This is a genomic window from Mycobacterium sp. (assembly GCF_050700595.1).
In the GTDB taxonomy this organism is placed as follows: Bacteria; Actinomycetota; Actinomycetes; order Mycobacteriales; family Mycobacteriaceae; genus Mycobacterium.
This window is the reverse complement of the sequence record NZ_JBOHHI010000168.1, coordinates 1-10929: the sequence shown is the minus strand read 5'-3', so window position 1 is coordinate 10929 and position 10929 is coordinate 1. Positions and strand designations below refer to the sequence as shown.

At 66.5% G+C, this 10929-nt stretch carries 13 protein-coding genes; 9 read left to right on the top strand and 4 right to left on the bottom strand.

Annotation, left to right across the window (positions count from 1 at the left end):
* Positions 1 to 625: LysR family transcriptional regulator (locus tag ACRDTL_RS15385; protein WP_431507568.1), on the bottom strand; the 625-nt coding region annotated here is incomplete at its 3' end.
* 107 nt (positions 626 to 732) lie between these two features.
* Between ACRDTL_RS15385 and ACRDTL_RS15380 the strand changes: the two genes are divergently transcribed.
* From ACRDTL_RS15380 to ACRDTL_RS15365, 4 genes are read left to right on the top strand one after another with little or no spacing between them, the layout of a single operon-like run.
* On the top strand, positions 733 to 1320 hold the full coding sequence (locus ACRDTL_RS15380; protein WP_431507567.1) for a peroxiredoxin: 588 nt from the start codon (positions 733 to 735) through the stop codon (positions 1318 to 1320).
* Positions 1320 to 1856, top strand: coding sequence for an alkyl hydroperoxide reductase (locus ACRDTL_RS15375; RefSeq protein ID WP_431507566.1), 537 nt, complete (start codon positions 1320 to 1322; stop codon positions 1854 to 1856). Before ACRDTL_RS15380 ends, ACRDTL_RS15375 begins: the two co-directional genes overlap by 1 nt.
* A gap of 22 nt (positions 1857 to 1878) precedes the next feature.
* The gene (locus ACRDTL_RS15370) at positions 1879 to 2358 is read left to right on the top strand and encodes a nucleoside deaminase (protein WP_431507565.1); all 480 of its coding nucleotides are present in this window, start codon (positions 1879 to 1881) and stop codon (positions 2356 to 2358) included.
* Positions 2355 to 3608: an alpha-amylase family protein gene (locus tag ACRDTL_RS15365; RefSeq protein ID WP_431507564.1), complete on the top strand. Its 1254-nt coding sequence runs from the start codon at positions 2355 to 2357 to the stop codon at positions 3606 to 3608. Before ACRDTL_RS15370 ends, ACRDTL_RS15365 begins: the two co-directional genes overlap by 4 nt.
* On the opposite strand, the gene ACRDTL_RS15360 is transcribed toward ACRDTL_RS15365, so the two are convergent.
* Complete coding sequence (locus tag ACRDTL_RS15360) at positions 3601 to 4032, bottom strand: DUF1810 domain-containing protein (RefSeq protein ID WP_431507563.1); 432 nt, start codon at positions 4030 to 4032, stop codon at positions 3601 to 3603. The genes ACRDTL_RS15365 and ACRDTL_RS15360 overlap by 8 nt on opposite strands.
* On the opposite strand from ACRDTL_RS15360, the gene ACRDTL_RS15355 reads away from it, so the two are divergent.
* The 3 genes from ACRDTL_RS15355 (at position 4031) to ACRDTL_RS15345 (ending at position 6406) form a co-directional block, all read left to right on the top strand.
* On the top strand, positions 4031 to 5281 hold the full coding sequence (locus ACRDTL_RS15355; RefSeq protein ID WP_431507562.1) for an alpha-hydroxy acid oxidase: 1251 nt from the start codon (positions 4031 to 4033) through the stop codon (positions 5279 to 5281). The two genes, ACRDTL_RS15360 and ACRDTL_RS15355, sit on opposite strands and share 2 nt — an antisense overlap.
* A 27-nt stretch (positions 5282 to 5308) precedes the next feature.
* Positions 5309 to 5764, top strand: coding sequence for an SRPBCC family protein (locus ACRDTL_RS15350; protein ID WP_431507561.1), 456 nt, complete (start codon positions 5309 to 5311; stop codon positions 5762 to 5764).
* Between the two features lie 351 nt (positions 5765 to 6115).
* Positions 6116 to 6406: a CDGP domain-containing protein gene (locus ACRDTL_RS15345; RefSeq protein WP_431507560.1), complete on the top strand. Its 291-nt coding sequence runs from the start codon at positions 6116 to 6118 to the stop codon at positions 6404 to 6406.
* A gap of 73 nt (positions 6407 to 6479) precedes the next feature.
* Here the strand turns inward: ACRDTL_RS15345 and ACRDTL_RS15340 are convergent, their stop codons facing one another.
* Together ACRDTL_RS15340 and ACRDTL_RS15335 are read right to left on the bottom strand one after the other, a co-directional pair.
* Positions 6480 to 6845: a peroxiredoxin gene (locus tag ACRDTL_RS15340; RefSeq protein ID WP_431507559.1), complete on the bottom strand. Its 366-nt coding sequence runs from the start codon at positions 6843 to 6845 to the stop codon at positions 6480 to 6482.
* A gap of 93 nt (positions 6846 to 6938) precedes the next feature.
* Positions 6939 to 8216 carry an ATP-binding protein gene (locus ACRDTL_RS15335; protein WP_431507569.1) on the bottom strand — a complete coding sequence of 426 codons (1278 nt, stop codon included), beginning with the start codon at positions 8214 to 8216 and terminating at the stop codon, positions 6939 to 6941.
* Positions 8217 to 8345: 129 nt separating this feature from the next.
* On the opposite strand from ACRDTL_RS15335, the gene lon reads away from it, so the two are divergent.
* Complete coding sequence (lon, locus tag ACRDTL_RS15330; protein ID WP_431507558.1) at positions 8346 to 10664, top strand: endopeptidase La; 2319 nt, start codon at positions 8346 to 8348, stop codon at positions 10662 to 10664.
* Between the two features lie 16 nt (positions 10665 to 10680).
* On the top strand, positions 10681 to 10929 hold a 249-nt coding region (locus ACRDTL_RS15325; protein WP_431507557.1), incomplete at its 3' end, for a nitroreductase/quinone reductase family protein.

The window sequence follows — 10929 nt, the reverse complement described above, 5'->3', positions numbered from 1 at the left end:
CCCGCAGGCAGTGGCCCTCGTCGAGCAACAGCAGCGGCAGCTGCGCCAGTGCAGCCGGCGGCACCCGTCGCTTCCCCGATAGCCGATGTCCGGGGGGCAGCGCCAGCACGAAGTCCTCGTCGTAGATGGGAATCTCGGTGATTCCACCGGTCTCGGCGGGCAGGGCGATCAGCGCGGCATCCAGGGAGCCTTCGCGCAACGCGATCAGCAGCCGTTCGGTCTGATCCTCGACGACACGCAGGCTCAGCGCCGGCAACCGCTCGGCCAGCCCGGCCAACACCGTCGGCAGCACGTAGGGCGCCACCGTCGGGATCAGGCCCAGCCGCATGCTGCCCTGCAGCGGATCGGTTGTGCCCGCCGCCGCCGCGGTGAACGCGGTCACCGCCTCGATCACGGTTTGGGCCTGCGGCAGCAGCTGCCTACCCTCGGTCGTCAGGAAGACACGCCGGGTCGACCGCTCCACCAGCTGGACGCGCAGACCGGCCTCCAGCGCCGACAACGCCTGCGACAGCGTGGACTGACTGACACCGAGAGTGGTTGCGGCGCCGCCGAAGTGCTGCTTTTCCGCGACGGCGACAAAAGCCCGGAGACCGGCGATCGTCGGCTGATAACTCTTATCGGACATACCTATCAGTATAGTGGGAAGTATCACCTTTAGTTCAAAGTGATATTAGGGCAGAATGGAATCAATCCAAAGTTTTGACCAGATCCGATCTTGACCGAAGGAGTGACATGGCACTGCTGACTATTGGCGATCAGTTTCCCGCCTACACGCTCACCGCGCTGATCGGTGGTGACCTGTCGAAGGTCAACGCCAAGCAGCCGGGCGATTACTTCACCACCATCACCAGCGACGACCACCCGGGCAAGTGGCGGGTGGTGTTCTTCTGGCCCAAGGACTTCACCTTCGTGTGCCCGACCGAGATCGCCGCGTTCGGCAAGCTGAACGACGAGTTCGAGGACCGCGACACCAAGGTCTTGGGTGTCTCGGTGGACAGTGAATTCGTGCACTTCCAGTGGCGTGCACAGCACGAAGACCTCAAGAAGCTGCCGTTCCCGATGCTTTCGGACATCAAGCGCGAACTCGTCGAGGCCACCGGAGCGCTCAACGACGAAGGCGTGGCCGACCGGGTGACGTTCATCGTCGACCCGAACAACGAGATCCAGTTCGTCTCGGTAACCGCCGGTTCGGTGGGCCGCAACGTCGACGAGGTGCTGCGGGTGCTCGATGCCCTGCAGTCCGACGAGCTGTGCGCCTGCAACTGGCGCAAGGGCGACCCGACCATCGACGCCGGCGAAGAGCTGCGGAAGTCGGCCTGATGAGCATCGAAAACCTGAAAGCCGCGCTGCCCGAATACGCGAAGGACCTCAAGCTCAACCTCGGCTCGATCACCCGCAGCACCGAGCTGGGCGAGGAGCAGCTGTGGGGCACCCTGCTGGCCAGTGCCGCGGCCACGCGAAACACCCAGGTGCTAGCCAAGATTGGCGCCGAAGCGGCCGATTGCCTATCGGCCGAGGCGTATCAGGCCGCGCTGGGCGCCGCCTCGATCATGGGCATGAACAACGTGTTCTACCGTGGCCGTGGCTTCCTGGGCGGCGCCTACGACGATCTGCGCCCCGGGTTGCGGATGAACATCATCGGCACCCCCGGTGTGGAAAAAGCGAACTTCGAACTGTGGTGCTTCGCGGTGTCGTCGATCAACGGGTGCCCGGACTGCGTAGCCTCCCACGAGCACACGCTGCGCGAGGCCGGTGTTGGCCGGGCGGCGATATTGGAGGCGCTCAAGGCCGCCGCGATCGTCGCCGGCGTGGCACAGGCGATGAGCGCTGCCCAGACGCTGGCAGCCACCGGCTGACGGGGACGTAGACTCGCGCTCTGTGGGACTCAACGAGGTCGACCTCCAACACCTGCGTCGCTGCGTCGAACTCGCACGTATTGCACTCGACAACGGAAGCAGCCCCTTCGGCTCGATCCTGATCGGCGCTGACGGTCAGACCCTCTACGAGGACCGCAACCGGTGCACGGACGATGACTTGACGCAGCATCCCGAGTTCGCCATCGCCCGGTGGGCGGCGGCGAACCTCGCCCCGGTGCAGCGCATCCGGACCACCGTCTACACCTCCTGTGAGCATTGCCCGATGTGCGCCGCGGCTCACGGCTGGGCGGGCCTGGGGCGCATCGTGTACGCAACGTCATCGGCGCAGCTGTGGGGGTGGCTGGCCGATTGGCATGCGCCGGTACCGCCCGTGGCACCCTTACCGATCACCACAGTCGTGCCCAGTGCGGTGGTTAACGGCCCGGTGCCGGAGCTCGAGGACGAGATGAAGTCCCTCTACGCGGCCCGCTTTCGGACGTGAGCACGCCTTCTTGGGTCGAGCATGTGATCTGGTGGCAGGTCTACCCGCTGGGCTTTGTCGGCGCCTTTCCGGCTGATTCGCCGCCGAAACCGGATGAGCACCGGCTGCGGCGCATCACCGAGTGGTTCGACCACGCCATCGAATTGGGGGCGTCCGGGATCGCGCTGGGCCCGATCTTCGCCTCGCGCACCCACGGCTACGACACCACCGACCACTACCGGATCGATCCGCGCCTCGGTGACGAGGATGATTTCGACGTCGTGGTCACCGAGGCCCATCGCCGCGGGCTGCGAGTCCTGCTCGACGGCGTGTTCAATCATGTCGGACCCGATTTTCCGCGCGATCGCAAGGCGTGGTTTCGTGAGTACGCCTTCGAAGGTCACGGTGACCTGATCACGCTGAACCACGACAACCCCGAGGTCATCGACTACACCGTCGACGTCATGGCGCACTGGCTGCAGCGCGGCGCTGACGGCTGGCGGCTGGACGCCGCTTATGCTGCGCCACCGCAGTTCTGGGCCTCTGTTCTGCCGCGAGTCCGTGCTTCGCATCCCGACGCATGGTTCGTCGGCGAGCTCATCCACGGTGACTACGCCGCGGCGGTGTGCGACACCGGGTTCGACTCGGTCACCCAGTATGAGCTGTGGAAGGCGATTTGGAGCAGCCTCAACGACGGCAACTTCTACGAGCTGGATTGGGCCCTGCAGCGCCACAACGGCTTTGTGGAAAGCTTTTCGCCGTTGACCTTCATCGGTAATCACGATGTCACCCGCATCGCCAGCCAGCTCGAGCCGCCTGATCACCTGGCCCACGCGCTGGTGCTGTTGATGACCGTCGGCGGCATTCCCAGCGTGTACGCGGGCGACGAACTCGGTTACCGCGGTGTCAAGGAAGAGCGTTTCGGCGGCGACGACGCGGTAAGGCCCGAATTCGGTTCTCCCCCGGCCCCGCTGGATGCCAATGGCGCGCAGGTCTGGGCGCTGCACCAGTTCCTGATCGGGCTGCGACGGCGCCACCCGTGGCTGCACGCGGCCTCGACGACCGCGTTGCGGCTGGACAACCGGCACTACGTATATCGGACACACCACGGCGATGACGCACTGATCGTCGCGCTCAATGTCGACGACACCCCACTGGAGGTGAGTGTGCCGCGCGCACAGGTGATCGCCGGTTCGGGAGCCCCGCCGGACGAGGTCGTCGATGCGGTGGTGGTCGAACCAGGCGGCTGGCGGATTTTGCGGCCTAGCTGAGCCGTTTCAGCGTCAGCGGATCTTCCTCGCCGTCGTAGTACTTGTCGAGCAGCGCGACAAAATCCTCGTTGTCCGCGGTAGCACGGGCGAACAGCGTCATCGACGACCGCACCTTGAGGTCGTCGGGTGAGCCGAAGATGTCCTGGATCGAGCGGCCTTGTATTGCGCTGACCAGCTGGGCGTACTCATGCAGGCGCGGCCCGAGCACGTCGTGCTCAAGATAAGCCTGGGCCTCCGGTAGCGAGGAGATCGCATACCGCTCGGCCGTCGGACTGCGGCCCAGCCCCGAGACCTGGGGGAAGATGAACCAGATCCAGTGGCTGCGCTTGCGGCCGGCACGCAGTTCCTCGACGACGGTGTGGTAAACCCGAGCTTGCGCGTCGACGAAACGCTGCAGATCGAAGGGGTCAGGTGCGGAACTCATGTCACCACCGTTGCACAGACGGGTGCCGAAGGTCCGCGACCTCGCGCCGCTGATCCGGTTTCGCACGCCGCGGTTCGACCGCACCCGGCGCCGGCTGGACGCCGCGCTGACGATCCATGATCTGCGTCGCCTCGCTCAACGGCGCACCCCCCGGGCCGCGTTCGACTACACCGACGGCGCCGCCGAGGACGAGGTGTCGCTCGAGCGTGCCCGGCAGGCCTTCGGCGACATCGAGTTACACCCGACGATATTGCGCGACGTCACCAACGTGCGGACCGGGTGGGACGTCCTCGGCCAGCCGGTGGCGCTGCCGTTCGCGATCGCGCCGACGGGCTTCACCCGGTTGATGCACACCGAGGGCGAGATCGCCGGGGCCTGCGCTGCAGCGGCCGCCGGTATCCCGTTTTCGCTGTCGACCCTGGGCACCGCCTCGATCGAAGATGTCGCCGCCGCTATTCCACAGGGCCGCAAGTGGTTTCAGCTGTACATGTGGCGTGATCGGGACCGGTCGATGGCGCTGGTGCGACGGGCCGCCGACGCCGGATTCGACACGCTGCTGGTCACCGTCGACGTGCCGGTCGCCGGCGCGCGGCTGCGCGACGCCCGCAACGGCATGTCGATCCCGCCGGCGTTGACGCTGCGCACCGTGCTCGACGCCGCGCGCCGCCCGCGCTGGTGGTTCGACTTGTTGACCACCGAGCCGCTGGCGTTCGCGTCCCTGGACCGCTGGTCGGGCACCGTCGGCGAATACCTCGACACGATGTTCGATCCCAGCGTCACGTTCGCGGATCTCGCCTGGATCAAGACGCAGTGGCCGGGCAAGCTGGTCGTCAAGGGGATCCAAACCCTCGATGATGCCCGCGCCGCCGTCGGCCATGGCGCCGACGGTATCGTGTTGTCCAATCACGGTGGCCGCCAATTGGATCGGGCCCGGGTGCCGTTCCATCTGTTGCCGTCGGTGGCCCGGGAGCTCGGCGGCGACACCGAGATCCTGCTCGACACCGGCATCATGTCCGGTGCAGACATCGTCGCCGCCGTCGCGCTGGGCGCGCGATGCACATTGGTCGGGCGGGCCTATCTGTACGGGCTGATGGCCGGCGGCGGGGCCGGTGTCCGGCGTGCCATCGAGATTCTGTCCGGCCAGCTGACCCGCACGATGCGGCTACTCGGCGTCACTTGCCTGGAGGAGCTGTCGCCCAAGCACGTGACGCAACTACGGCGGCTGGTGCCGGTTGAGCCGCCGGTATGACGTCGCCGTGTAGTACGTTTCGGCAGCATGACTGCGTCTTTGTCGTTCCGCGTCGAACAACTATCGAGTGCGGAGCCTACCGCGCTCTATGACACGTTCCTGGACGTGGAGAGCTGGCCGCAGTGGATGCCGACGGTGTCGACCGCCTCGTGGGAACGGCGGGGAGCGCCGGGCACCGCGGTTGGCGGGATCCGGCGGGTACGTATGCGCGGCTCGAATGTGCGCGACGAGATCATCGGCGGAAGCCGACCCCACCATCACGCCTACACCACCTCGCTTCCGGGCTTTTGGCCCGTCAAGGATTACCGCGGTGATATCCGTATCGACAACCGCCCGAATGGAAGCCTCATCACCTGGACCGCCACCTTCGTATCGCCTGTCCCTGGGCTGGGAAAGCCGCTGCGGTTCATGCTGCGGACATTGATCACGCGATTAGCGGCGGCGCTGGCGAAAGAAGCAGAAGGCGTCACGACGATGAAGTGAACTGCATTTTGTGTCCCCGTTAAAACGTTCTTTAGCGAGTCGGCTGCCATCATCTGCTCAGCGGCTTTCAACCAACCCGGTCCGCCACGTTTCCACCGCTGTCGTCGCAACCGATGGTCTCGTCGTTGCGATCCAATCTCGGATAGCAAACGGTGTCGAAGAAATCGTGGGTTCGTTTCGGTGTTCATAGTCGTGTTCATAGTCGTGGTAATGCTTCGGATCGCGACCTCAGAGGCAGCAAAAACCAGTTACATAAGCGGTAGCGTCATTGGTTGCTGGCTGGGCTCTCGACGGTATTTGCCACCCCAAGCACTCGGCAACGCCCCAGCGGCGATGTGACGGGAGACAACCATGAAGCGCTGCATCGTCGGAGGACTGGTTGCCCTGCTGATGGCCGCAGAGCTGATTGCCTCAGCGCCGCCGGCCAGCGCCGGCTGCCAGTACGGAGGACCCATTATCAGCAAGTGCGATGGACCCGTCCAGCCTGACGGCACCTGGCAACGTTGCGTGGCAGTTGCCCAGTTGATGTATCGCGGCGCCAGTTCCTATCTGGTGCCCGACAGGCGCTGCGATTTGATGGGTCCTGACCAGCGCCCTTGGGATCTGGCCTTCGCCGACCCACCGACGCACATCGACGACTGAGCCGGGAACCCTTGGTGAAAGGAGAGAACCAGGAGCCATGGGTCTACGCCTGGATACCCACGACGGATCTCACTCAGTAACTGAAGGTCGTCGCGGGCTCATCACCGATCCACTGCCACAGCGGTATGGTCCCTTGGAGCTCGGCGCTGGCGATGAGCGAATCCGCGTCAAGTTTCTTGGCGTTGAAGCAAATCGGACAGACGTAGTAGTGACCACCGGCGGCCTCGTAGCGCTTCTGCAGATCGGCTAACGGAGGACAGCCTTCGCAGGCAACGCCCACAGCGGTGCCGTCGAGGGCAAGTCGAACCGCCTCCTTGGCGAGGAACATGAGCGTCGGGCGTCCGGATTCGGCGGCGCCGACTGCGACGAGGTAGGCGACGGTCACTTTCTCCGCGTCTTCGAGCCCGGTGGTCAGGCTGATCACGGCTTTAGTTGGCATGGAACTCCCTCGAATCTGTCGACGACCATGGCGCGCGTCGCCACACAATCAGACTTTAAGGCGTTGGCCTCGGTCTCGACATAGGTCGGCACATCACAGCCGCGTCCGCTGCGCGATGTCGTCGAAGAACTCGGCGAGCATAGCTTCGGTCAACGACGGGCGCGTCTCGCCGATGGCGGTCAGATAGTCCTTGGTGCAGGCTGGTTCGCCACGCCGGAATTCGATCTCGCGCTCGAACCCCAGCTGGGCTCCCTTGCGCGCGGCGAACTCGATATCGGCCGGGGTGAACATATCGGTCGCCGTCACCAACGCGTCGATGTCGACCGAATCTGCGGACTGGCCCAGGTACCTGGCCCAAACCGCCGCGCGCGCAGTCGCATCCGGCGGTCCAACCGGAATGATGTAGTCGAAGCGCCCGGGGCGCAGAATCGCCGAATCCAGCGAACGCACCGAGTTGGTCGCGCAGATCAGCAGTCGCTCGTCACGCTGACGAAACGTCGGAATCAGCTTGAGCAGTTCGTTGGTGACACCGTGCGCCGGATCCGACGGCACTCCGGAGCGTGACCCGGCGATCTCCTCGACCTCGTCGATGAACAACACCACCGCCTCCAACTCCATCACCGTGGTGAAGGCCTCGCGCAACGCGGCGGCCATCGCCACGTCGGGGGCAGCCAGCCGCGACGGCAACAGCTCGACGAACGGCCAGCCCAGTCGGCCGGCGACAGCCTTGGCGAAGCTCGTCTTACCGGTGCCCGGCGGCCCGAACAGGATCACCGCTTTCGGCGGCGAAACACCGTACTGGTCGGCGACGTCGGGCTCGGTCAGCGGTAGCACGATGCGCCGCTCGATGATCTGCTTTTCCGCTTCCATCCCGGCCATCGCCTGCCACAGCCCACGAGGCATGGGCTGCGCACCGAGTTCGGCCAGCAGGCCGGCGTCCGATGCGCCGACCGGGTCGATCTTCTCGAAGTACGTCAGCTCGACTCGCTCGTGGTAACCGCAGTTGCGCAGCGCCGCCATGCCGGTCGCCTCCGGCGCGAGCAGTGCGCCGATCCGCCGCACCCCGAGCGTGCGCAGCCGCAGCTCCAGCTGGCCGAGCAGCGCGCTGCCGATCCCGCGATTGCGCCAGCGGCCGCTCAGCCCGACGATCGAGATCCAGGCTCGTTCGCCCTGGGCCTGGGCCACGGCGATGCCGACCAGCTCGTCGCCGACCACCGCAACCACCGCAGGTTGGCCGGACCGGGCAGCCGACACCACCTCGGAGATCGGGAAAACCGGTGCGGGCTCGCCGGGTTGGCGGCTTTGATCCCAGACCGAGATCGCCTGGTCGAGGTCGTCGTCGTGAAAGTCGCGGAGTCGCCACGGGGGCATCGCCACACGCTGCAGTAATCCGCGTTCGGTCGAACCACCCATCCGGGTGACCAAGCGGGTGACGGCTGCCGCGGGAACAAACCACGGCCGGACAAGGTTGAGCGCAGCAGGCTTAAGTTTGGAGGATTGATGCCTGAAGCTGAATCGATGCCGGTGTTGTTCATCAGCGACCCGATCGTGTTGCCCGGCATGGTGGTGCCGATCACGCTCGACGATGCCGCCCGCACTGCGGTCGACGCTGCCCGCGCCAGCGATTCGGGCAAGCTGCTGGTCGCGCCCCGGCTCGAGGACCGCTACCCGTCTCACGGGGTGGTCGCGTCGATTCTGCAGGTCGGGCGGATCGCCGGTGGTGGCACCGCCGCCATCGTTCGCGGCGAGCGCCGGGCGCAGATCGGGGCGGGAGCCACCGGACCGGGCACGGCACTATGGGTGGAGGTGACCGAGGTCAGCGAACCCGAGCCAGGCGAAGAGATCCGGGCGCTGGCCGCCGAGTACAAAAAGCTGCTGCTGGCGATGCTGCAGCGCCGCGAGGCGTGGGAGATCGTCGACGTCGTCAACCGGTTGACCGACCCGTCGGCGCTGGCCGACATGGCCGGGTACGCGTCGTACCTGACCGACGTGCAGAAGCGCCAGTTGCTGGAAACCGAAGATGTCGCCGAGCGGCTGCGCGTGTTGATCGACTGGACCGGCGAGCACCTCACCGAGGTCGAGGTCAACGACAAGATCGCCGAGGACGTGCGGGCCGGCATGGACAAGCAGCAGAAGGAATTCCTGCTGCGCCAGCAGCTGGCCGCGATCCGCAAGGAACTCGGCGAGGGCGAACCGGACGGTTCAGATGACTATCGATCCCGGGTACAGGCCGCCGAGCTGCCCGGGAAGGTGCGCGAGGCCGCGCTGCGGGAGGTCGGCAAGCTGGAACGCGCCAGCGAGCAAAGCCCCGAGGGTGGGTGGATCCGGACCTGGCTGGACACCGTGCTGGACCTGCCGTGGAACACCAAAACCGAGGATTCGGCCGATCTGGCCGCCGCCCGGGAGATCCTGGACGCCGACCACCACGGTCTTCAGGACGTCAAGGACCGCATCGTCGAGTACCTGGCCGTGCGAGCGCGCCGCGCCCGGCGCGGTATGGAGGTCGTCGGCGGCCGCGGTTCCGGCGCGGTGATGGTGCTGGCCGGACCGCCCGGCGTCGGCAAGACCTCGCTGGGTGAGAGCGTGGCCCGCGCGCTGGGCCGCAAGTTCGTGCGTGTGGCGTTGGGCGGCGTGCGCGACGAGGCCGAGATCCGCGGCCACCGGCGTACCTACGTTGGGGCGCTGCCGGGCCGCATCGTGCGTGCCATCGGCGAAGCCGGATCGATGAACCCCGTTGTGCTACTCGACGAGATCGACAAGGTCGGCTCCGACTACCGCGGCGATCCGTCGGCGGCGTTGCTCGAGGTGCTCGACCCGGCGCAGAACCACACCTTCCGCGACCACTACCTGGACTTGGATCTGGACTTGTCCGACGTGATGTTCCTGGCCACCGCCAACGTCATCGAGAACATTCCGTCGGCGCTGCTGGACCGGATGGAGCTGGTGGAAATCGACGGCTACACCGAGGACGACAAGGTGGCCATCGCCCGCGACTTCCTGCTGCCCCGGCAGCGGGAGCGGGCCGGGCTGACCGCGGACGAGGTGACGGTGACCGAGGCCGCGCTGCGCAAGATCGCCGCCGACTACACCCGCGAGCCGGGGGTGCGGCAGTTCGAGCGGCTGCTGGCCAAGGCGCTGCGCAAGGTCACCACCAAGCTGGCCGACTGCCCTGCTGCAGTGACCGTCGACGAGGCGGATCTGGTCGGCTATCTGGGCCGGCCGCGGTTCACCCCGGAGTCGGCCGAACGCACGGCGGTGCCCGGCGTGGCGACCGGTCTGGCCGTGACCGGGCTCGGCGGCGATGTGCTCTACATCGAGGCCGGCTGCAACGACGGCGAACCCGGTCTGCAGTTGACCGGTCAGCTCGGCGATGTGATGAAGGAGTCCGCGCAGATCGCGCTGTCGTATGTGCGCTCGCACGCTGCGGAATTGGGCGTCGACCCCGTGGCGCTGGAGCGGCGGATCCACGTGCACGTGCCCGCCGGTGCGGTGCCCAAGGACGGCCCGTCGGCGGGTGTGACGATGGTGACCGCGCTGGCGTCGATGGCCACCGGCCGGCAGGTCCGCTCGGACGTCGGAATGACCGGCGAGGTGACCCTGAACGGCCGGGTGCTGCCCATCGGCGGTGTCAAGCAGAAGCTGCTGGCCGCCCAGCGCGCCGGTCTGTCGACGGTGTTCATTCCGCAGCGCAACGAGCCAGACCTCGATGACGTGCCCGCCGAGGTGCTCGAGGCGCTGGAGGTCAAGCCGATGACCGACGTCGCCGAGATTGTCGCGCAGGCCCTGGAGCCGGTTGAGGTGGCGACGGCGGCCGCGTGAGCTACGCTCGCCAAGCATGGCGGACGTACCCAATCTCAAGCGGCGCTTGGTCCACACCGCGCAGCGCCTCGTCGTCAATCCGGTTGGCCGGCGGCTGCCGGTGACCATGCTGGAGACCATCGGCCGAAAGTCGGGTCGGCCGCGGCGCACCGCGGTAGGTGGCGGGGTAGTCGGCAACGCGTTCTGGATGGTCTCCGAGCACGGCGAGCATTCGGATTATGTGCACAACATCAAGGCCAATCCCGCGGTGCGCGTGCGCATTCAC